24 protein-coding genes and 1 pseudogene are annotated in these 22,710 nt (G+C 36.0%); 18 read left to right on the top strand and 7 right to left on the bottom strand.

Going from position 1 to position 22,710, the window contains the following annotated elements:
• The first annotated feature begins 31 nt into the window (after positions 1-31).
• From BAU28_RS09600 to BAU28_RS09625, 6 genes are all read left to right on the top strand, one after another.
• On the top strand, positions 32-1,174 hold the full coding sequence (locus BAU28_RS09600) for a cysteine desulfurase family protein (protein WP_048372153.1): 1,143 nt from the start codon (positions 32-34) through the stop codon (positions 1,172-1,174).
• A gap of 6 nt (positions 1,175-1,180) precedes the next feature.
• Complete coding sequence (gene thiI, locus BAU28_RS09605; protein ID WP_071718435.1) at positions 1,181-2,395, top strand: tRNA uracil 4-sulfurtransferase ThiI; 1,215 nt, start codon at positions 1,181-1,183, stop codon at positions 2,393-2,395.
• A gap of 80 nt (positions 2,396-2,475) precedes the next feature.
• Positions 2,476-2,670, top strand: a complete 195-nt coding sequence (locus BAU28_RS09610; RefSeq protein WP_002173769.1) for an alpha/beta-type small acid-soluble spore protein — start codon at positions 2,476-2,478, stop codon at positions 2,668-2,670.
• A gap of 255 nt (positions 2,671-2,925) precedes the next feature.
• Positions 2,926-4,512 carry an acyl-CoA synthetase MbcS gene (gene mbcS, locus BAU28_RS09615; protein WP_071718436.1) on the top strand — a complete coding sequence of 529 codons (1,587 nt, stop codon included), beginning with the start codon at positions 2,926-2,928 and terminating at the stop codon, positions 4,510-4,512.
• A gap of 103 nt (positions 4,513-4,615) precedes the next feature.
• Positions 4,616-5,047 carry a VOC family protein gene (locus BAU28_RS09620; RefSeq protein ID WP_071718437.1) on the top strand — a complete coding sequence of 144 codons (432 nt, stop codon included), beginning with the start codon at positions 4,616-4,618 and terminating at the stop codon, positions 5,045-5,047.
• A gap of 84 nt (positions 5,048-5,131) precedes the next feature.
• Positions 5,132-6,700 carry an amidohydrolase gene (locus BAU28_RS09625; RefSeq protein WP_071718438.1) on the top strand — a complete coding sequence of 523 codons (1,569 nt, stop codon included), beginning with the start codon at positions 5,132-5,134 and terminating at the stop codon, positions 6,698-6,700.
• Between the two features lie 157 nt (positions 6,701-6,857).
• Here BAU28_RS09625 and BAU28_RS09630 read toward each other — a convergent pair whose 3' ends face one another.
• Positions 6,858-7,661, bottom strand: a complete 804-nt coding sequence (locus BAU28_RS09630; protein ID WP_071718439.1) for an NAD kinase — start codon at positions 7,659-7,661, stop codon at positions 6,858-6,860.
• 204 nt (positions 7,662-7,865) lie between these two features.
• On the opposite strand from BAU28_RS09630, the gene BAU28_RS09635 reads away from it, so the two are divergent.
• From BAU28_RS09635 to ackA, 5 genes are all read left to right on the top strand, one after another.
• Positions 7,866-8,504, top strand: a complete 639-nt coding sequence (locus BAU28_RS09635) for a DUF2953 domain-containing protein (protein ID WP_071718440.1) — start codon at positions 7,866-7,868, stop codon at positions 8,502-8,504.
• Between the two features lie 13 nt (positions 8,505-8,517).
• Positions 8,518-8,913, top strand: coding sequence for a GerW family sporulation protein (gene ytfJ / locus BAU28_RS09640; protein WP_000350005.1), 396 nt, complete (start codon positions 8,518-8,520; stop codon positions 8,911-8,913).
• A gap of 133 nt (positions 8,914-9,046) precedes the next feature.
• On the top strand, positions 9,047-9,547 hold the full coding sequence (gene tpx / locus BAU28_RS09645; RefSeq protein WP_042980312.1) for a thiol peroxidase: 501 nt from the start codon (positions 9,047-9,049) through the stop codon (positions 9,545-9,547).
• A 211-nt stretch (positions 9,548-9,758) separates the two neighbouring features.
• Positions 9,759-10,745, top strand: coding sequence for a class I SAM-dependent methyltransferase (locus BAU28_RS09650; RefSeq protein WP_071718441.1), 987 nt, complete (start codon positions 9,759-9,761; stop codon positions 10,743-10,745).
• A 299-nt stretch (positions 10,746-11,044) separates the two neighbouring features.
• Positions 11,045-12,238, top strand: coding sequence for an acetate kinase (gene ackA / locus BAU28_RS09655; protein WP_025147593.1), 1,194 nt, complete (start codon positions 11,045-11,047; stop codon positions 12,236-12,238).
• A 24-nt stretch (positions 12,239-12,262) separates the two neighbouring features.
• Here ackA and BAU28_RS09660 read toward each other — a convergent pair whose 3' ends face one another.
• A complete protein-coding gene (locus BAU28_RS09660) occupies positions 12,263-12,697 on the bottom strand; it encodes an NUDIX hydrolase (RefSeq protein WP_071718442.1) in 435 nt (144 codons plus the stop codon).
• 151 nt (positions 12,698-12,848) lie between these two features.
• Here BAU28_RS09660 and BAU28_RS09665 point away from each other — a divergent pair, with 151 nt between their 5' ends.
• Positions 12,849-13,682 (top strand): EcsC family protein, encoded by an 834-nt coding sequence (locus tag BAU28_RS09665; protein ID WP_048372173.1) that lies wholly within the window; start codon positions 12,849-12,851, stop codon positions 13,680-13,682.
• Positions 13,683-13,712: 30 nt separating this feature from the next.
• Here the strand turns inward: BAU28_RS09665 and BAU28_RS09670 are convergent, their stop codons facing one another.
• Positions 13,713-14,375, bottom strand: a complete 663-nt coding sequence (locus tag BAU28_RS09670; RefSeq protein WP_048372175.1) for a YitT family protein — start codon at positions 14,373-14,375, stop codon at positions 13,713-13,715.
• A gap of 854 nt (positions 14,376-15,229) precedes the next feature.
• Between BAU28_RS09670 and BAU28_RS09680 the strand changes: the two genes are divergently transcribed.
• Positions 15,230-15,424, top strand: coding sequence for a hypothetical protein (locus BAU28_RS09680; protein ID WP_048372177.1), 195 nt, complete (start codon positions 15,230-15,232; stop codon positions 15,422-15,424).
• Positions 15,425-15,452: 28 nt separating this feature from the next.
• Here BAU28_RS09680 and BAU28_RS09685 read toward each other — a convergent pair whose 3' ends face one another.
• Positions 15,453-15,770 (bottom strand): radical SAM protein, encoded by a 318-nt coding sequence (locus tag BAU28_RS09685; protein WP_071718444.1) that lies wholly within the window; start codon positions 15,768-15,770, stop codon positions 15,453-15,455.
• Positions 15,771-15,936: 166 nt separating this feature from the next.
• On the opposite strand from BAU28_RS09685, the gene BAU28_RS09690 reads away from it, so the two are divergent.
• The 3 genes from BAU28_RS09690 to BAU28_RS09700 all read left to right on the top strand — a co-directional run bounded on the left by BAU28_RS09690 (position 15,937) and on the right by BAU28_RS09700 (position 18,978).
• Positions 15,937-17,142: an argininosuccinate synthase gene (locus BAU28_RS09690; RefSeq protein WP_002173754.1), complete on the top strand. Its 1,206-nt coding sequence runs from the start codon at positions 15,937-15,939 to the stop codon at positions 17,140-17,142.
• Positions 17,139-18,527 (top strand): argininosuccinate lyase, encoded by a 1,389-nt coding sequence (argH, locus tag BAU28_RS09695; protein ID WP_071718445.1) that lies wholly within the window; start codon positions 17,139-17,141, stop codon positions 18,525-18,527. The genes BAU28_RS09690 and argH overlap by 4 nt, the downstream gene beginning before the upstream one ends.
• A 97-nt stretch (positions 18,528-18,624) precedes the next feature.
• Complete coding sequence (locus BAU28_RS09700; protein WP_071718446.1) at positions 18,625-18,978, top strand: DUF3139 domain-containing protein; 354 nt, start codon at positions 18,625-18,627, stop codon at positions 18,976-18,978.
• A gap of 37 nt (positions 18,979-19,015) precedes the next feature.
• Here BAU28_RS09700 and BAU28_RS09705 read toward each other — a convergent pair whose 3' ends face one another.
• Positions 19,016-19,582, bottom strand: a complete 567-nt coding sequence (locus BAU28_RS09705; RefSeq protein ID WP_071718447.1) for a DinB family protein — start codon at positions 19,580-19,582, stop codon at positions 19,016-19,018.
• Positions 19,583-19,682: 100 nt separating this feature from the next.
• Complete coding sequence (locus BAU28_RS09710) at positions 19,683-19,862, bottom strand: hypothetical protein (RefSeq protein ID WP_000342760.1); 180 nt, start codon at positions 19,860-19,862, stop codon at positions 19,683-19,685.
• A gap of 95 nt (positions 19,863-19,957) precedes the next feature.
• Here BAU28_RS09710 and BAU28_RS09715 point away from each other — a divergent pair.
• Positions 19,958-20,186: pseudogene (locus tag BAU28_RS09715) on the top strand (hypothetical protein); the annotation flags it as partial.
• Positions 20,187-20,784: 598 nt separating this feature from the next.
• Here BAU28_RS09715 and BAU28_RS09720 read toward each other — a convergent pair.
• A complete protein-coding gene (locus BAU28_RS09720; RefSeq protein WP_083594650.1) occupies positions 20,785-21,633 on the bottom strand; it encodes a DUF2785 domain-containing protein in 849 nt (282 codons plus the stop codon).
• Between the two features lie 936 nt (positions 21,634-22,569).
• Between BAU28_RS09720 and BAU28_RS09725 the strand changes: the two genes are divergently transcribed.
• Positions 22,570-22,710, top strand: a 141-nt coding sequence (locus tag BAU28_RS09725; protein WP_165615158.1) for a helix-turn-helix domain-containing protein, incomplete at its 3' end; no start/stop codon positions are given.

Genomic DNA, 22,710 nt, shown 5'->3' on the forward strand with positions numbered 1-22,710 from the left:
ATGATGTGATAGCGCTGAAAGGGGAAGAACGATGATCTATTTTGATAATAGTGCGACGACGAAGCCATATCCAGAAGCTCTTCAATCGTACGTAACGGTTGCAGGGAAATATTTTGGTAATCCTTCTTCTATTCATTCGCTTGGAGGAGAGGCAGAGCGTCTATTAACTCAATCGAGAACGATTGCAGCACAGCTCCTTCACGTTAAACCTTCTGAAATTATTTTCACATCAGGTGGAACGGAAGGGAATAACCTTGCGATTAAAGGGATAGCGATGAGGAATCGTTCGCGCGGCAAACATATCATTACAACAAATATTGAACACGCGTCTGTGTTTGAGGCATATAAACAATTAGAAGATCTCGGTTTTGATGTAACATATTTACCGGTTAACGAGCATGGTGTTGTATCGGTAGAAGATGTAAAACGAGCGCTTCGTGAAGATACGATTCTTGTGTCGATTATTCACGTGAACAACGAGACGGGAGCAATTCAGCCCGTTGCTGAAATTGGAACGTTATTATCGAATTATCCGAAAATAAGATTTCACGTGGACCATGTACAAGGGATAGGAAAAGTACCACTTGATTTATACGCTTCTCATATTGATCTTTGTTCAATATCTGGGCATAAATTTCACAGTGTAAAGGGAACAGGACTTCTTTATGTACGTGATGGTGTAAGATTAGATCCAATCTTATCAGGTGGTCAACAAGAGCTCAAGTATCGCTCAGGTACAGAAAACTTACCTGGTATTGTAGCGATGGTGAAAGCACTTCGTATGACGATGGAACAAGTGAAAGAAAAGGTAGTTCATTTGCAAAATTTACAAACAGAGCTGGTCCGTTTCTTTAAAGAGATGGAAGATGTAACGATTAATACGTCACTTGAATATGCGGCACCGCACATTTTAAACGTATCATTTGTTGGTTTAAAACCAGAAGTAGTCGTTCATGCTTTAGAAGAGCATGGTGTATATGTATCGACGAAGTCTGCTTGTTCTTCAAAAGCAAATGAAGTGAGCCGAGTACTAGTGTCAATGGGAGTACCGCACGCCGCAGCTGCAAGTGCGATTCGCATTAGTCTAGCACCGGAAAACACGATGGAAGAAGTAAAACAATTTGAAGGTATTGTTAAAGAGACAATGCCAAAATTATATGAAGTGATGAGGTAAAGAAATATGATGACATATGAATATATTTTAGTTCGTTACGGAGAGATGACGACTAAAGGTAAGAACCGCTCTAAATTTGTAAGTACGTTAAGAGATAATGTGAAATTCAAATTAAAAAAATTCCCAAACATTAAAATCGATGCAACACATGATCGTATGTACATCCAATTAAACGGTGAAGACCATGAAGCAATTTCTGAAAGATTGAAAGATGTATTCGGTATTCATAAGTTTAACTTAGCGATGAAAGTACCATCAGAATTAGAAGATATTAAAAAAGGTGCACTAGCAGCTTTCTTACAAGTAAAAGACGATGTGAAAACATTTAAAATTACAGTGCACCGTTCTGATAAGCGCTTCCCAATGAAGACGATGGAGTTACTTCCAGAAATCGGTGGACACATTTTAGAAAATACAGAGGGTATCACAGTAGACGTTCATAATCCAGATGTGAATGTACGTGTAGAAATTCGCAGTGGTTACAGCTATATTATGTGTGATGAGCGCATGGGAGCTGGCGGTTTACCAGTTGGCGTTGGCGGAAAAGTAATGGTACTTCTTTCTGGTGGTATCGATAGCCCGGTAGCAGCTTACTTAACGATGAAACGCGGCGTATCTGTGGAGGCAGTTCACTTCCATAGTCCACCTTTCACAAGTGAGCGCGCGAAACAAAAAGTAATCGATTTAGCACAAGAGTTAACGAAATACTGTAAACGTGTAACACTTCACCTTGTTCCGTTTACTGAAGTGCAAAAAACAATTAATAAAGAAATTCCATCTAGCTATTCTATGACGGTTATGCGTCGTATGATGATGCGTATTACAGAGCGTATCGCAGAGGAGCGTAATGCACTTGCAATTACGACTGGTGAAAGTCTTGGACAAGTAGCGAGCCAAACGTTAGATAGTATGCATACGATTAACGAAGTGACAAACTATCCTGTTATTCGCCCGCTTATTACGATGGATAAATTAGAAATTATTAAAATCGCTGAAGAAATTGGCACATATGATATTTCAATTCGTCCATACGAAGACTGCTGTACAGTATTCACACCAGCAAGCCCAGCGACGAAACCGAAGCGTGAGAAAGCAAATCGTTTTGAAGCGAAATACGATTTCACGCCGTTAATTGAAGAAGCTGTAGCAAACACAGAACAAATGGTATTACAAACGGTAGAAGTAGCGGCGGAAGAAGAAAAATTCGAAGAACTTTTCTAAAACCATAAATTACCATATCTAAAATATGTATGAAGTCATGTTGTTTATCACACTCTATACTCACAAGGAGGTGATACAACATGGCAAGCACAAATAAATTAGCAGTGTCTGGTGCTCAAGCAGCATTAGATCAAATGAAATACGAAATCGCTCAAGAGTTTGGTGTTCAACTTGGAGCTGATTCAACATCTCGCGCTAACGGTTCTGTTGGTGGCGAAATCACTAAACGTCTAGTTTCACTAGCTGAGCAACAATTAGGCGGTTTCCAAAAATAATCCCATATACGATGGCTTAGAAAGAGCGGGTTTTCCCGCTCTTTCTTTTTTGTTGTGTCGCTTTTTGTCGGTAAGTCGATATCACCTGTCGAACGTTGATATATTTAGTTTTACGTCGATATATTTGAAAAACTGTCGATATAGTTTCATTTACCAATTCAGCAAAACTGAAAAATTTGTCAAAAGAAGAGGGTTCAAAATTTACAGAAAATTCTTTATTATATAAGAGAGGCATAGAAATAAAGGAGGATGTTTATGAAGAGAGAGGAATTGTTGGCGCCACCGTCTTATAATTTAGTTTCGGAAATAGAGAAATATACAGGCGATAAAGAGAAGCTTGCTTTAATTTGGCAAGATGATAAAGGAAATAGACGAGAGGTTACATATTTTGAACTAATGCAAGGTGCGAATAAAATTGGAAACGCTTTTATAAAAAGTGGCTTGCAAAAAGGGGACAAGCTCCTTATTATGATGCCGCGCTTAATTGAAGCTTACATGACGTATATCGCTGCGATTAAAGCAGGATTTGTCGTTATTCCAAGCTCAGAAATGTTGCGTAAAAAAGATATTGAGTATCGTATTGAGCACGGGGAAGTGAAGGCAATCGTCAGCTACGAACCGTATATTGGACAATTTGACGAGATAGAGGCGATGGACTCTCTTCAAAAATTCGTTCTGAGCGAGCGATCAGTAGATGGATGGACAAACTTAAAAACAGCATTAGAAACAGAAAGTGACATGCTAGAAATAGCGAAGACAGATAAAGAAGATATGGTCTTTTTATCTTATACGTCAGGGACGACAGGAAATCCAAAAGGTGTTGTTCATACGCATGCATGGGCATACGCACATTTACGTACAAGCGCTCCAAACTGGCTTGGAATTGAAGAAAATGATGTTGTATGGGCAACGGCTAGTCCAGGTTGGCAAAAGTGGATTTGGAGCCCGTTTTTAGCGACTCTCGGTTCAGGTGCAACAGGATTTGTATATCACGGTAAATTTGAACCGAAAACGTATTTGAATTTATTAGGTGATAACAAGGTGAATGTGCTTTGTTGTACGCCGACTGAGTATAGATTAATGGCAAAGGTAGAAAACTTAAGTGAATACAATTTAGAGGCGTTACATAGCGCTGTATCAGCAGGTGAACCGTTAAACAGGGAAGTTATTAAAACGTTCCAAAGGCATTTCGATATTACAGTAAGAGACGGTTATGGGCAAACGGAAAACACGTTACTTGTTGGTATAATGAAAGGAATGGGCATTAGACCAGGGTCAATGGGAAAACCGACGCCAGGAAACCATGTTGATATCGTAAATGAGGAAGGAATTCCAGTACAGGTAGGAGAAGTTGGTGATATTGCGGTTCATATTGAAACACCAGCACTCTTTAAACAATATTATAAAGACGATGAGCGCACAGCGATGCAATTCCGCGGCGATTATTATATTACCGGTGACAAAGCGAAAAAAGATGAAGACGGCTATTTCTGGTTTGAAGGACGCGGAGATGATATTATTATTAGCTCTGGTTATACAATCGGACCGTTTGAAGTAGAAGATGCACTTGTAAAACATCCATACGTAAGAGAATGTGCTGTTGTCGCAAGTCCAGATGAAATTCGCGGAAGTGTCGTGAAGGCATTTATCGTATTAAGAGAGAATATACAAGAGAACGAAGAAATATTAATTCCAGTGCTTCAAGAACACGTCAAAGAACTGACTGCACCATATAAATACCCTCGCAAAATTGAATTTGTAGATGAACTACCAAAAACGATTTCTGGAAAAATTCGCCGTATTGAACTTAGAAAACAAGAGATGGAGCTTCCTTCAAAATAATTTCGAAAATGAAGGGGTAAATAGTTGAATAAGATGTAAAACGTATGATATTATAAAAACGAACACAAGTTCTATTTTAAAAACTTAAAAAAGAGGTGTCCGTATGATTTTAGGTATCAATCCGTACTTAGTTTTAGATGGTAGTGGACAAGAAGCTGTACAGTTTTATAAAGAGGCGTTAGATGCAAAAGTAGAAGTAATGCAAACTTTTGGTGACATGCCTGAAAATCCAGAATACCCGATTCCAGCTGAAGCGAAAGAGCGCGTTTTACATGCTCATTTAAAAGTTGGTAATACGGAACTTATGATTTCTGATACATTTCCAGGTAAAGGGCATGCGATTGGATCTCAAGTAACAATTGCAATTCGAATTAGTAATGCAGAGAAAGCAAAAGAAGTATTTGATAAGTTACAAGAAGGTGGAGAAGTTTTAATGCCACTTCAAGAAACTTTCTGGAGCCCAGCATACGGACAAGTAAAAGATAAATTTAGTATTGAATGGCAAATTACAACGAATCCTACTGAACAAAATTAATTTTTGGAAAAGCACCATTTTTAATCGGAATGGTGCTTTTTTTATACACTTTAATTTAGACTAAAGGAAAAAGGGGATGAGTATATGGGAGAAATTTGGTATGGCGGCATCATTTACACGATGAGAGAAGAAAATGAAAAAGCGGAAGCTATTTACGTTGAAAACGGCATGATCGCTGATATCGGGAGTAAGGAAGAGTTAGAAAACCGATATGCTGCGGAGATGTTGCATGACTTAGAAGGAAAAACAATGATTCCGGGGCTCGTTGATAGCCATATGCATCTTATTGGGCATGGAGAGAGGTTGCTTCGTCTAGATTTATCAAATTGTACATCTTATAGCGAAGTGCTTATTCTTGTTCAGAAGCGAGTAGAAGAAGCTTCACAAGGAACATGGATTATCGGGGAAGGCTGGAATGAAAATAATTTTACAGATACAAAGCATGTTCATATACGTGATTTAGATGAGATTTCTAAAGAGCATCCGATTTTATTAAAGCGCGTTTGTCGTCACGTTACATGGGTGAATTCATACATATTGGAACAAGCGAACATAACAGAAGCGACACAAGACCCGAAAGGCGGGAAAATTGGTCGTGATGCGTCTAATAAGTTAACAGGACTTTTATATGAGCAAGGACAAGAGTTAATTAAACATGTTCAGCCTGAAATAGATGGAGTGTATTTGCAAAGCGCGTTACAAACGGCTATTTCAGACTGCTGGCAATACGGGTTAGTTGGCGGACATACGGAAGACTTAAATTATTATGGCGGCTTTCAAAAAACGTACAATGCGTTTTCGTATGTTATAAACGAAATGCCATTTAAAGCACATTTACTCGTCCATCATGAAGTAGCGAATGAACGAAACGAATATGAAAATAAGCATTATATTGAATTTGGAGCGATGAAAATTTTTTCTGACGGCTCTTTTGGCGGAAGAACGGCTTTATTAAGCGAGCCGTACGAAGATGCGAAGGAAACGAATGGAGTTGCCATTTTTTCACGTGAAGAGCTTGCAGAGTTAGTGAAGAAAGCACGTGATTTACATATGCCGGTTGCCATTCATACAATCGGTGATTTATCGCTTGAATATGTAATTGATGCGCTTGAATTATATCCACCTGCAGAAGGATTACGTGACCGTATTATTCATTGCCAGCTTGCCCGTGAAGACTTAATTGAAAGAATGAAGAGTTTGCAAGCAATCATTGATATTCAGCCTGTCTTTGTGTCGTCGGATTTTCCATCAGTTATTGAAAAACTAGGAGAACATCGCCTTCGTTATGCATACGCTTGGAAGACATTACTCGATGCGGGATTACATTGTAACGGAGGATCTGATGCTCCAATTGAACAAATAAATCCGTTTTTAGGCATATATAGTGCTGTTACACGTCGAAGCTTTATTGACGGCGTATGCTATATGCCAGAAGAAAAGTTAACGGTATATGAGGCAGTTTCTTTGTTTACGACAGGAAGTGCATACGCAATTGGCAAAGAAGCGAAGCGGGGGCAAATCGCAAAAGGATATGAAGCAGACTTTACGATATTAGATCGCAACATATTTGAAATTGGGCCAGAAGAAATAAAAGAAGTACAGGCAGAAATGACCGTCATTGACGGGAAGATTGTGTATAGAAAAGATGTGTGAAAGTATATCAGCGATTTTCGGAATATATCGACCGCAACTCGAGATATATCGATTTACCGATAAAAACTGACAATGATATGAGGCTGTGCGCCAATAGCGGGGGAAATAAATACCCCTCGAATTATGGGATTTCCATAATTCGAGGGGTGTTTTATTACTATAAAAACGTTCTCTGTACTTTTTCCCAGAAGGAATTATTTTTTAATTTAACAGTTTTAATTTGTTTATCGCTTAAACGAACAACGGCTTTTTCCACTTGTTTAATGCTAAGTGCTTCGTTATCCATTCCGATAACAGGATAATCATTTCCATCTGGTCTAAGTTTTAAAGTTAACGTACGTTCGTGATTTAAAAGAAACGGTGATCCGAGTGTACGGTATGTGTTGTTATTTAAAGATGCTAGTTCGCTTACTTGGAAACATGGGATAAGTGGATCGACAACTGCACCATGTAATGATTTATTATAAGCGGTACTTCCTGTTGGTGTGGAGATAACTAATCCATCACCTCTAAATGTTTCGAAATGTAAATCGTCGACGTGTACATCTACGACAAATGTTTTAATGATGCTAGAGCGTAATGAGAACTCATTTAAACAATGGAAAGATGTGCCGTGATCTACATCTACTTTAATTGTTGGATACTTTCGCACTTCAATTTCATTTTTTGTAATTTCTTGAAGGGCTGTATCAACGTGGTCAATGTGGAAATCGCAGTAGAAAGAAATTTCATCTTTCGTCGAAATACCTGCGTATAAGCAATCTTCTCTAAAACCGGTTTTGCGAACGGCTTGTAAGAAAGTTCCATCATCTCCAACGCTGACGATAGCGTTTGCATTTTTTGGATGATCTAATATGGTAAATCCATTCTCCTCTAAAATACGATATATTGGTTTCATTTTTTCAACGAGCGTTACTTTGTCATCACCATAAAAGAAAAATAAATTGCGACGATCTGCCATTATGTATCCCTCCACTGCAGTCAAATTTTCTAATCTTAGTGCTGCATATCATGAGAGTGTATTCTGAATGATATGCTCAAATAGTATATTTCGATATAAAATGTCAAAATTCCTTTTTATTTTTAGAAAAATTTTTATATTCAATTTTATAAAAGGTTGTTTAATGATGAATAAACTTGTCGATAATGGGTATGGAGTGAAAGGATGGTACGAATGAAATGGCTCGTAATTGGAATGATAATTCTTCTCCTTTTTATTTTGCTAATACTATTATCGAAAATAACGCTTAAGGTGACGTTTTTATATTCAGAAATGGAAAAACAGTGTTTATTTCAAGTGAAAATATGGATGATTCGATATACGTTTGATGTATTGGAAAGAATTGAAAAACAGCAGAAAAAGACAGGGCAGAAAATCGAAAAGGCTGAAAAAGATGGCGGAATAGATAATAAAATTATGGCACAACTTGATAGCATTGGAGAACTGATAAAAAAGCTTCAAGAAGTTCATACTATTCTTAAAGATTTTCTCAAACGAGTGAAAATCAATAGTTGGAAATGGCATTCACAAATTGGAGCAGGCGACGCAGCTAGTACTGGAATTGTCACTGGATATGCATGGGGGACAAAAGGAATGGCTGCTGGAGTTGTAGGACAATATATGCATATTGTCGACGTACCAGAATTTGAAATTACACCTGTTTTTCAAGGGAAGGGATTTGCATCAAGATGTGAATTAACGGCTTCCTTTCATATATTTCGTACTGTGAAAACAGGGATAAAACTACTCATGTTTATGAGAAAGCAAAAGTCTGGTATGGCAGATAAATCTGTTCAAGCATAGGGGGGGATATAGAATGGACCATCCAATTCAAGGTTTAATGACAACCGCAATGCAGCATTTAAAACAAATGACTGATGTAAATACAATTGTTGGTGATCCAATTAAAGCGGCAGATGGAAGTGTAATTCTTACCGTTTCAAAAGTAAGTTTTGGATTTGCTGCTGGTGGAAGTGAATTTGGAAAAGTAGAACATTCTGGTCGTCATCCATTTGGAGGAGGTAGCGGTGGTGGAGTTTCCATTAATCCAGTTGCCTTTCTCGTTATAAATGGAGAAGGTGTGAAAGTTTTACATTTAGATAAACAAACACATGTTATTGACAAAATAATTGAATTAGCGCCACAAGCTGTTGATAAAGTGAAAGAAATGATGGATAAACGAAAAGAAGATGATCCAGAATTTCAAATTTAATGAGTAAAGAAGCTAATCAATGGATTAGCTTCTTTATTTTTTTGTAAATGAAGCGATTTTATTTGCATTATCGATAGGGACAAACTATCATTTACATTGTACATATTTTGTTTAAATAAGGGAGGATTTTTAAGTGGCAAACGTAACTTTTAAAGGTAACCCAATTACTTTGGTTGGAACAGAAGTTAAAGTTGGCGACCAAGCGCCAAACTTCCAAGTATTAGCAAATGACTTATCTCCAGTAAGTTTAGAAACATACAAAGGTGAAGTGAAATTAATTAGTGTTGTACCTTCAATCGACACAGGTGTATGTGATGCACAAACTCGTCGTTTTAACCAAGATGCAGCAGGTATTGAGAATGCGAAAGTATTAACAATTAGCGTTGATTTACCATTCGCTCAAAAACGCTGGTGTGCAGCTAACGGTTTAGAAAATGTTGCGACACTTTCTGACCACCGTGACCTTTCATTCGGTGAAGCTTACGGCCTAGTAATGAAAGAACTTCGTTTACTTGCTCGTGCAGTATTCGTAGTAGATAGCAATGACAAAGTAGTTTACGTAGAATACGTAAGCGAAGGTACAAGCCATCCAAACTATGAAGCAGCATTAGAAGCAGCAAAAGCTGCGAAGTAATGTAAAAGAAGACGATCTCTAATTAAAGTTTCACTTTAGAAGAGGTCGTCTTTTCTCATGTATTGTTAACTGAACCAATATATGAGAAAAGACGTTACATCATAAACAACTTGAAGGGGAGCTCTTTACAAGAGGTCGCTTTTTCTTTTTGGAAAAAATCACTTTGTGGTATGATATAAGTTATGTGTAAATGAGAGAAGGAGGAATGTACGTGAGTCAGACAGTAGAAACATTATTTTCTATTTTTGATTCTTCTACGGTAGTTTTACGTAAAGAATTAGATGTAACATATTTAGAGGCGCTTGTAGAAACAGGTGATAACTTGTTTGAAGGAGCGATTTTACAAGAGGAATTATCCGAATCAACAATTGAAAGGTTGAATCGTGAATATAGTACGTTTAATGAAGAAACATATAAAGGTGAAGAAATTCGTAAAGCATTTCAGCTAGCCATTTTAAAAGGAATGAAAGAAGGCGTGCAAGCGAATCACGAAATGACGCCTGATGCAGTTGGAATGTTCATGAGCTACTTATTCCATAAATTTATGCAAGGTCAAAAAGAAATTACTGTTTTAGACCCTGCAATTGGAACAGGTAATTTAATGACTACAGTGTTTAATAGTGCCAAAGAAGAACTAGCAATGAGTGGATTTGGTGTAGAAGTGGATGAAGTGCTAATCAAACTTGCTTTAGTAAATGCGAATTTACAAAAGCATGCAATCGAATTCTTCCATCAAGATGGACTAGCACCACTTTATATCGATCCAGTTGATGCAGTTGTTTCAGATTTGCCAATTGGTTACTATCCAAATGAAATCGGTGCAAGTGAATATACATTAAAAGCAGATGAAGGAATGTCATATGCGCATCACTTATTTATTGAACAAAGTGTGAAACATACGAAAGAAGGCGGGTATTTATTCTTCTTAGTACCAAACTTCATTTTTGAAAGTGATCAGGCGCCAAAACTACATGCGTTTATTAAAGAAACATGTTTTATTCAAGGGTTGTTACAGCTACCTGTTTCCATGTTTAAAAACGAGAAAAATGCAAAAAGTATATTTGTTCTCCAAAAGAAAGGCCAGAGTGTAACAATGCCGAAACAGGCACTACTAGTGGAATTACCTAAATTCTCTAACATGAAGGCTATGGAGGATATTATGGATCAATTAAATACTTGGTTTGCAACACATAAATAATACAATATATATGTAACAGGGTTAGTATCTAATATAGTACAGTTGTATATGATATATAATATTTTTTAATGTATACAAGATTTAACTGAATTTTTTTGAAATCTGTAATATATTTTTTTTCTTGGTGTTACAATTTTTTCACTTGAAATATATGTCGGACGATGTTTAAATTAAAATCGTGAGTATAAAATTTACTGATGATGAAACGTTTTCATAGTGAGTGAATTTAATTAGATAAAATCGAGCGGTTTGTGGAATGATCCACACAACTACCAAGAGAAAAAGGGGCGAAAGACTAGATGTCAAAAATCATCGCGATTAACGCAGGAAGCTCTTCCTTAAAGTTCCAATTATTTGAAATGCCAAGTGAAACAGTATTAACAAAAGGTTTAGTAGAACGTATCGGTTTAGAAGATAGTATCTTCACAATTACTGTAAATGGCGAAAAACAAAAAGAAATTACAAGCATCCCAGATCACGCAGTAGCGGTTAATATGCTTCTTAAGAAATTAACTGAAAATGAAATCGTAAAATCTCTTGATGAGATTGGCGGTATCGGTCACCGTGTTGTACACGGCGGCGAAAAATTTGCTGATTCTGTTTTAATTAATGATGAAGTATTAGCTGATATCGAAGAATTAAGCGATTTAGCACCACTTCACAACCCGGCAAACCTTGTTGGTATTAAAGCGTTCCAAGAAGTATTACCAAACGTACCAGCAGTAGCAGTATTCGATACAGCATTCCACCAAACAATGCCGGAATCTGCATTCCTATACAGCTTACCATATGAGTACTATGAGAAATTCGGCATCCGTAAATACGGTTTCCACGGAACTTCTCATAAATATGTAACTGAGCGTGCAGCTGAATTATTAGGTCGTCCACTTGAAAGCTTAAGCCTACTTTCTTGTCACTTAGGTAACGGTGCAAGTATCGCAGCAGTAGAAGGCGGTAAGTCTATCGATACTTCTATGGGCTTCACTCCACTTGCTGGTGTAACAATGGGTACACGTTCTGGTAACATTGACCCTGCGTTAATTCCATACATCATGGAAAAAACAGGCCAAACAGTAGAAGAAGTAGTTAACGTATTAAACAAGAAGAGTGGTATGTTAGGTCTTACTGGTTACTCTAGTGACCTACGTGACATCATTTCTAAAGAAGAAGAAGGCGACCACCGTGCGAAAGTAGCACTTGATGTATTCGTAAGCCGTATCCACAAATACATCGGTTCTTACACAGCTCGTATGAAAGGTGTAGACGCAATCATCTTCACAGCTGGTATCGGTGAAAACAGTGCAGTTATTCGTGAGCGCGTATTAGAAGGCCTTGAGTACATGGGCGTATACTTCGATGCAAAACGTAATAACATCTTTGGTGAAGAAGCATTCATCAGCTTCCCACACTCTCCAGTAAAAATTATCGTAATTCCAACTGACGAAGAAGTTATGATTGCTCGTGACGTATTACGTCTTGGAAATATTGGTTAATATATGCATGAAAAAGACGAGATCCTAAAGGATTTCGTCTTTTTTCTTTTGGATATATTTTATGATTCCATCCGGATATAGCACTTTTTCCTTCTGAATGAATGCAGTGATGGGGATCCATTTTGCATAGGAAGATGTTTGTTCATCATATATGGGGAGTATTTCTGTTGTATGTAGTGATGTATTTAAAAGGTGGATTGTATATAGTTGAATAATCTCATGAGCAATTTCATCATCTGCATGAAAAATGTTTTCCAAGCAACCTAAATAATCGATAATTTCCACTTCTGTATGAAGTTCCTCTTTAAACTCCCGGATGACTGTTTCAGCCGATTTTTCTCCGAGTTCAATTGATCCACCAAGAGGTCGGTAATAGGTTCCATCGGCCGTGCTATACTCTTGTACGAGAAGGAAATTATCCCGTATTACAATACCGAAGGCCTTTGCACGTGGATACATGTATGTGATCGCCCCTTATTCATTAATATGTGGATAATTATAATTTGAAATATGGAGAAAATCACCTTTTTATTCAATTGGTTGAGCTAATTGTAAAGAATAAGCGGAAATATGTTACAATAGAAAAAAATCGAACGAGGTGGTTGTTGCGATGCGATCGAAGCGAGAACAAGCCATTTTAGAAAATATAAAAGAGTGGGAAGGGCAATTAGTAGAGCAAGAAGCGACTGATTTTCAAAAAATGTTTGATAAGTGGTTGCATACTACAATTACGAAACTGCCTGAGAAAAAACGAAAAGATTTCTTTGCGAAAGCAGATGGATGGCTCTTTCATTTGCATGCACTCATTCAAAGTTCACAATCACAGTTAGATGCACGTAATCGTATTTTAGGAACATCGAGATTATTTGATGAATCAATTGAGCAACTTGAAGATTTGAAGGCGTTATCTATTGATCAATTAACATACATAGCAGAGCAGCAAACAGCACGTCATCGTCTATATTCATTCGTACAAGGCGGGGCAACAGGTGCTGGCGGTCTATTATTATTAACGGCTGATTTTCCGGTTATGATTGCATTAAATGTGAAGGCTGTACAACTGATTGCGACATCATTTGGGCATGATGCGAACAAGCCGTATGAAATGATGCTCGCGTTGAAAGTATTCCATGCAGCATTATTACCAGCAAGACTTCAGCAATATGCATGGTACAATTTACTGAGAGAACTCGAGCAAGAAGATTCATTCTTTTATGAAGGAGACGAAGAAGTGTTAAAGCCAGCTTCTACTGAGGTTGTGTTAAAACAAATTTTGAAGACATTTTCGATTTATGCTCTTCGTCGTAAATTATTCCAAGGTATTCCTGTACTCGGAATGGCAATTGGCTCTACAGTGAACTATCGCTTAACGCGGAATGTTACTGAATTTGCAAATAAGTTTTATCAAGTACGCTACATATTAGAAAAAGAAAAGAGAGCATGAAAAAAGCGAGAGGCCGAAGCCTTTCGCTTTTTAGTTTGTCGCATGTTTTTTGGACATTGGAATAGATACTGGTTTCTTTTCTGCTTTCTTTTCTGCTTTTGGATAGTAAATTAAATCCAATGTTTTTGCCTGCACGGCAATCGAAAGAATAGTAAAAGCGATTTCTGTCCAATTTAAATAATATAATGAAAGCGCAAGAACAATCGCGTCAAAGACGAAGAAAATTTGCCCAATTGTAAAACGAGTTCGTTTACTTAATACAATTGTCAAAATATCGTCTCCACCGGTTGCACCGCCAAATCGCAATATAAAACCGAGTCCAATACCAGCTAACGCACCGCCAACTATTGCAGCTATAAATAAATTATTTGATAAGTCTACCGTAAAAGGAGAATAATTTTCCATAAGGGAATAAAATACTCCGAATGAAATTGAACCTAAGAATGAATAGCCAACCATTTTTCTACCTAAAAATGAAGCGCATAGTAAAATAATTGGGATGTCCATTATTACAGTTGAAATAGATGGTGAAATATCATAAAAATTTTGGATGAATAGTGCAATACCTACAAAGCCACCTTCTGTTAAGTGGTTTTGGAAGTGAATGTGATATAGCGCTGCTGCTAAAATAAATGAACCGATTAAAACCATAAAAATTTCTTTAATAATTTGTCGACTTTGGATGTTCCTCATCGTTATTCCTTCTTTCCGTAGTTAGTAGTCCTTGTTGTGTTGTAAACTAACTACGAGCTCACATGTAGCTTTCAGTTAGTTTACGAAAAAACTAACTACGCTATATGTCGCTGAAGAAATAACGAATAATCCTCTCGTCCATCAATTCTCCCTACCTTCGTTTTAGTTTAAGTCTTAAAACGACTAAACAAAACGTGGAGTAGGATTCGTCATTTAGCAATCCTGCTCTTCTTTGTTTTGTTTAGCTAGTAACAATTAAGTCCTAAACAAAACGCTATGTGTAAGAAGAGTCTTTTTTTTGCCAAATTATCCTTCGGGCAATCATAATTTCCCCACTCTCGTATTTTTTTCGCTAGACTAAAGTATCTGAGCTGAAAAATACGCTACGTGTATGATTCGTCAATACGATGCCACATGCTCCTTCGAGCGATCATGATATCAAAATCCCTTCCTTCAAGATTTATATTATTATATCATACTTTCAAAAAATGTATGCGGATGGAAACCGACAATAAACGGAGGGAATCTACAAAAATTGTTATGTTTAAATATTTTTGTAGAAAAGCCTAAGCTATTCCGTAAGATTGGACTGTTTTTAAAGTTTGTCCAATAAGTAAGAAAAGATGGTTTTTTATTCAGTTGTACTGTTCTTATCACTTTTATCTTTAAAAAATGCATCCCAGCTAATCACACTTAAAAAAGTTAAAGCGATAATAATGAAAGCTCGCATAAGTTGGAGGCCTCCTTTTGTACATAGTATATGAATAATTCACTTTGGGATGTGTCATTTTTTTACAAGTTTTAATTATTATGAGATTATATTGATATAGATAGATGAAAGGGAGAGTGGAGATATGCTAAAAGACATGTTTAAAAGAAAAGAATTACAATGTGTTTCATGTCAGAAAAAGATTGAATACGAAGAAGAGCTTGTTGCTTTTGTGAAGTTGCCGAAAGAAAGAAGTATATTAGTTGGCCCGTTTGATGTATGTTTAGCAAAAACAGCGCAAGAAATATATTGTAAATCGTGTTACGACAAAAAAGCATGACCCAAAGTAATTGAGGGGCATGCTTTTTTCATTGGTGTGCTTTTCCCTCAGATACATTTTGAGTAAGTCGATACCAAAGCCAAAGATCATTAATGATGGAAGCGAGATCGGCAATTTCTGAATTAATTTTGCAAGAAATTTCGAAGTCTTCCTCGTTATTTAAATGATGTTGTTTTGCATTAATATAGTGTTCGAGTTCTTTTATGCGATCAGGAATTTTCCCGCGAACTTGTTCCCATTTTAGTAAAATAGCATGTTGCATTTTTTCGGGGATGTCTTCCCAGTCTTCATGTAAATGCGGAATTTCAATTCCTAGATGTTCATCGTATAAGAAATACTTTTCCATAAGTTCACCCCCATTTTCCTGCTTATATTGTACATAAAAACAGAAAGAAGTTCGACGAAATTGTTTGAAAAAAATTGAAAATGCCCCTTGATACATTTTATAAAAGGTGTTAAAGTTTGAATTATTATAAAAGAAAATGAATATTTATTCTTTAGGGGGATGCAAAATGGAGAAGAAAAAAGTTGTGTTAGCATATTCCGGAGGTCTTGATACTTCCGTTGCAATTAAATGGTTACAAGAGAAGAATTACGATATTATCGCGCTTTGTTTAGATTTAGGGGAAGGTAAAGACTTAGCATTTGTAAAAGAAAAAGCACTTTCAGTAGGAGCAATTAAATCGTATATGATTGATGTTCAAGAAGAATTCGCGAATGAATATGCATTGATGGCATTACAGGCCCATACGTTGTATGAAGGGAAATATCCTCTCGTTTCTGCATTATCTCGTCCACTTATTGCGAAGAAATTAGTAGAAATCGCAGAACAAGAAGGTGCAACTGCAGTTGCACACGGATGTACAGGGAAAGGGAATGACCAAGTTCGCTTCGAGGTTTCTATTCAAGCATTAAATCCTTACTTAGAAGTGATTGCGCCTGTGCGTGAATGGAAATGGTCACGTGAAGAAGAAATTGCATATGCAAAAGAAAACGATGTACCAATTCCGATTAATTTAGATAGCCCATTTTCAATCGACCAAAACTTATGGGGACGCAGCAACGAATGTGGAATTTTAGAAGATCCATGGGCAGCGCCGCCAGAAGATGCATACGAGATGACATTGGCATTAGAAGATACACCAAATAAACCAGAGTTTGTAGAAATTGGATTTGAAGCAGGAGTACCGACTACTTTAAACGGCACTGCATATTCGCTTTCTGAATTAATTAAAACGTTAAATGCACTTGCTGGCAAACATGGCGTGGGACGTATCGACCATGTAGAAAATCGCCTTGTCGGTATTAAATCTCGTGAAGTATATGAATGCCCAGCAGCAATGACATTAATAACAGCGCATAAAGAACTTGAAGATTTAACACTTGTGAAAGAGGTTGCTCATTTCAAACCGATGATTGAGCAAAAACTAACAGAATTAATTTATAACGGCTTATGGTTCTCACCTTTAAAACAAGCACTCAATGCTTTCTTACAAGAAACACAAAAACATGTAACAGGTACAGTGCGTGTGAAATTATTTAAAGGTCATGCAATTGTAGAAGGGCGTAAGTCTGAATACTCTTTATACGATGAAAAATTAGCAACGTATACTGTCGATGATGAATTTAATCATGATGCAGCAGTTGGATTCATTTCATTATTCGGTTTACCTACGAAAGTATATAGTCAAGTGAATCAAAAGAAGGTGGAAGCGTGAGCAAACTTTGGGGCGGACGTTTTACAGAAGAAGCGGAAGCGTGGGTAGAAGAATTCGGAGCTTCTATTTCCTTTGATAAGCAATTGGTTAACCAAGATATAAAAGGTAGTATCGCACACGTTACAATGCTAGCAAAACAAGGCATCGTAACGAAAGAGGAAGCGGAGAAAATCAAGATAGGGCTTCAGTATTTATTACAAGAAGCAAAAGAGAATAAACTCCAATTCTCGGTAGAAGCAGAAGATATTCACTTAAACATTGAAAAAATGTTAATTGAACAAATTGGCGAAGTAGGAGGAAAACTTCATACAGGCCGAAGTCGTAACGATCAAGTAGCGACAGATATGCACTTATATTTAAAAGAAAAAGTAGAACATATTATAAAAGCTACCAAACAATTGCAAACTGTTCTTGTTCATCAAGCGGAAAATAACATTGAAACAATTATGCCTGGCTATACGCACTTACAGCGTGCCCAGCCGATTTCATTTGCACATCATATACTCGCTTACTTTTGGATGTTAGAGCGCGATGTGAATCGTTATGAAGATTCGTTAAAGCGTATTAACATTTCGCCGCTAGGAGCAGGAGCGCTAGCTGGCACAACATTTCCGATTGACCGAGAATATAGTGCGGAGCTCCTTGGATTTAATGGAATCTATGAAAATAGTTTAGATGCGGTAAGCGATCGTGATTTCATATTAGAGTTTTTAAGTAACTCATCTATTCTCATGATGCACTTATCACGTTTTTGTGAAGAGCTTATTTTGTGGAGTAGTCAAGAGTTTCAATTTATTGAAATGAGCGACCAATACGCGACAGGTAGCAGCATTATGCCGCAAAAGAAAAATCCCGATATGGCGGAGCTCATTCGCGGTAAAACAGGCAGAGTATATGGCAATTTATTTAGTTTGCTTACTGTAATGAAAGGATTGCCGCTTGCTTACAATAAAGACTTACAAGAAGATAAAGAAGGAATGTTTGATACAGTGAAAACAGTAGAAGGATGCCTTCATATTATGGCGGGCATGCTTGAAACGATGACTGTAAACAAAGAAAAAATGGGGCAAGCTGTGACGCAAGATTTCTCTAACGCAACAGAAATTGCTGACTATTTAGCAAGTAAGGGACTACCATTCCGTCAAGCTCATGAAATTGTTGGGAAGCTCGTCCTTCATTGTACGCAAAAAGGAATTTATTTATTAGATGTACCACTTGAAACATATAAAGAAATGAGTTCGTTATTTGAAGAAGATTTGTATGAAGTTCTTTCACCATATGCGGCTGTAAAGCGCCGTAACAGTGCTGGTGGAACAGGCTTTGAACAAATTGAAAAAGCTTTGGAGAAAGCGAAGAGTTTAACTAAAGAGGTTATTAAAAATTAAGTTGGAAAGTACGCCATTCTGTTAAAGGGTGGCGTACTTTCTTTTTTTTTAGTATTCAAGTTATGATATAGTAAAAAATAATAATTGAGGGGAATCTATGAAAAGAACAATATTTATCGTTGTACTATTAATTAGCTTACTTGCAAATGTTAAAGTATTTCTTTTGGACAAATATATGATTGTTGGTGAACAAGAGAAGCGAGAAGAAACGATTATTGCAACGATGTGGCACCTGCAAGAAAAAGGATATAAAGAAAGTGATATTTCATACATAAAACCGGCCTTTTATAGTAAAAACGGTTCTTACGGTATGAATGTACAGTTTAAAGATGAACCAAATGAATCGTATACATATATAGTTTCGAAAGATGCTAAAACAAATGAACTAACTGTACACCAAGATAGCAATGTGCCAGGTGGTATGGGTGGGAAGCATCAGGAACTTAAATAGATAAGAGAGACTGCTAAAAAGTAATATTAGCAGTCTTTTATATTTTTAGAGGTGCATCGAGCGTTTTATAGTCATTTTTCATAATGATAAAATGATGCTTCTCATGTATTGCTAATAGTTGAATAGATTGAATAAGGTTAGGATAGTGAGCAATTGGATCTAAAAATACGATATGTCCTGCAATATTTTCTTCTATATTTTGAACTAGTTTTTTTATTTCATTTGTTTCACGTGAAAGTAATTCTTCTAATTCATTTACATTCATAGCGTAATAGACTTTTTTTGAAGGGATTAAAATCCAAGGGGCTTTCATTCCTTTGCCATGCTTTTCTTTATATTCGGCATAGATGTCATGTATTTCAGTTTCAAATGGGGTATTTCTTCTTAGTTTGGCATAGGGGATAAGAGCGAAAGAGAATTTAATCGCTACTTTTAGCATCCTTGCAATTAAATATAAGTGATAAAAGTGCTCACCAATAGACCATTTTGCGTCCTCTTTCCTATACCATAGTTGCTCTTGTGAAAGTGAATGAAGTTTAGGAAGGAATTGGTTTCTTTGTACATGTAATGTGTGAAAGTGTTTTGAGATATTTTCAGATTTCATAGTAGAGCATCCTCCATACATGTTTTTCCTAATTATAACATTTTACATGTGAATATAATTAAGCCTAGAACAATATGTTCTAGGCTTAATTATCCATCGATTAATCATACTTATGTCGATCTTCCGTAATTCGAATATACTCAATATCCATCAAATCTCGCAGTAGTGCACCATTACTTAGTTCTACGCCATGTTTTTCTTTAAAATGTGTACGAATCGTATCTAACATTTCGATTTCTTTTCCATTCACATCTAAAATAATACGTTCAGAATCATCCATGTAGCATCCTCCTTTTCTAAATACATATATTTTGTCCGTCTATTTCTAAAAAATGTATGTTAACGTAATGTTAGGAAATAAGAAGGGAATGGAGAATAAGACGTATTTATTTTATAGGGTTAATTTTATACACGCTAATTGTATTACACGTTGCATTCCCAGAAATATTTTCATTTGAGAATGTAACAACAATACATATAGCAATATTTATCTTTACTTTATTTGTAGTAGATTGCTGTATTTTCTTATGGTTTTCTAGAAAAAAGAAAGTACAAGAGGTAAAAGATAAAAAAAGAAATAGAACGGAAAAAGAGAAAACGTTCATTGTAGCTTGTCTTGTATTTATAGTAAGATATGTGAAATGAAAAACACCAAGTCTAATATGTGATACTGAATCTAAAGTAATTAAAGATATATAAGATATACTACACGACGACACATGTTGTTTAACAATATGATTTTAAGGCGTATCAACACTTTGCTTGATACGCCTATTTTTTAGGGACTTTATCACTACATTCAACCCCTTTATTACCACTCTTAATACTACATTCATCAGAGCGAGAAATATGTTAATTCGAAATAAAGTTTAAACGTTTTGAAAAAGTTTGATTGTTTGTAAAAAAATTAATCGTTTATAAAAAAGTTGCACTGTATTGTCTCTTTTCTATTAAAGGATTCTAAATATGTTTTGATCAAATTTTTATAAAAACATAAGCTGTATACAAAAATAGCTTCAATTTATTAGCTGTAAAATGAGAGCTTGAGTATCATTTTTGTAAGCGTCAAATATTCCCCGCATGCCATTTGTAAAATACCTTCAATAAAAAAAGCTATCCTAAGTCGGATAGCTAAAATTCGTGTATCTATATCTAAGGTGCTTTCATTTATGTGCTCGCGAGTTGAACAAGTAATAAAGCCATTAAATTTCTGATAAGCACGCTTCAATATTTTTTTGCAGTGATAACAAATTAGAATCTGAGTTAACTTCTATATAAAAACTTTTTAAAAATGACTTACAGTTTGCTTTTAGGAACAAATAATGTTCCTCATCAAGTTCTTCTTTTTGAGATTTCATTTCCATTGGCATACGTCTGATTAAAGTTTCTATTTCTTCTATCTCTAATCCTCGATTTAACATTGCTAGAATTGATCTTATCATTCTACCGTCTTCATTATGGATATAAACACCTTTTGTGTAAAATATTTTTTTCCAAAGCGTTTCTAATATTTCTGAATAATACTTCTGTCCTATTTTTTCGTTTTTTACAAGTTCCACACAAGCGTCAGCTACATGCGCTACACTGTGGGCCCATCCTTTTTCAGGGACATATCCTCTTAAATCCAGTTCCAAATTAATATAATGAATTAACGTATCTTTTGCTTTATAAACAACAGATTCGGGTAGAAAATGATCCTCGTTATCCTTGTATAAAATGAGTTCTATTAAAAGTGAAGTAAATGATCTAGTAAATACAGTATCTGTCCCATTCTCGCCAATCCCTTTAAATAATAAGTCACTTAAACAAAATTCTAATATTTCTACTTGTAGCTCATGCGCAAGTTGATTATCTAATATCAATTTACTAAAAGAACTGTAAATCAATTCTCTAAGTTCGCTGTCCGTTGAACCGATATGATTAATCATCGCTTTTACAATATCAATCTTTTTTTCTTCGTCCCATATTTTTTGCCCGCTTTGAATTTCCTTTAAAACTTTTTCCAGTTCATTTTCCTTTGTTTGCACTGGGTGGGATAGTAAATTCATCATTTAATTTTCTTCCTCCTAGTTTATAGCAAGAACAATGCTGCTAGGATAAGAAGTCCATAAACCTAGGTAAGCGCATGAATAATCCCTTACCAATAAGCACACGCAAGCTTATTTTAGATCATTATCGCTTAAGATTTAAAATACCATTTATAAGTAGGTTTAATGCTGGACATCGTAATTTTTATTGTTCTTGTATGAAATTTAAAAGTACACAAGATTACCCCTCCTCACACGAATATATTTCCCAACATATTCCATTATACAGTAATGTACAACTTTAACAATTGATATTTATGACTTTTCTGAATATTTAATTTTATGATACGAAAGTAATACTTCTATCAGCAGGAGTGATTTCATCCACGAGGGATAAAAATGAATTGGCAACATAAATTGTCGTATAAAAAAACAAATACATGTCGTGATAAAAGGAGTGGATTGCCCACTCCTCTTTCATTTTCTTATAATTGTTTAACAACATACTTTTATTGCTAGAACAAGCCTTAAACTTAATTACTCTTGTCTTTCAGTAAAACATGTGGACTTGGTGTTTTATTTATCATTTCCCGACAGCAAACTCCCACCTCAAGGAATGGGTAGGACATGGTCCAATGAGTAGGTGGGAGCTGAATGACGGTTAGGCAAAAGCCTAAAGGTTCTTCTTGGTGAAGAATCAGTATAAGGTACCGGTATCGTAATCAGTTCGTTCCAATAGAAAGAAAATGTTGCAGCTCCGAGGCATTTTTACATCTACGAAATTGTTTCATTGTAAAAGTTCTTTCATTTGTATATTTTTTTGAAAGGGACAGAGGACTTTCGACAAAAAAGAAGAAATGATACGTGATCAGTATTTTTTTGCTATATCATGATATCGTTCTCATATATATCATGAGAACGATTGTAAACAAATAAAAAAAGGAAGTGAGGTGAAAAGCGGTGCTTATCCATAAAGCGTATCAGTTCCGGATCTATCCTAGTTTAGAACAAAAAATAGCTATTATGAAAACAATTGGTTGTTCACGTTTTGTATTTAACTACTTTTTGGAAAAGTGGAATGATAGATATAAAGAAACAGGA

Origin of the sequence: Bacillus paramycoides (assembly GCF_001884235.1) — a bacterium.
In the GTDB taxonomy this organism is placed as follows: domain Bacteria; phylum Bacillota; class Bacilli; order Bacillales; family Bacillaceae_G; genus Bacillus_A; species Bacillus_A paramycoides.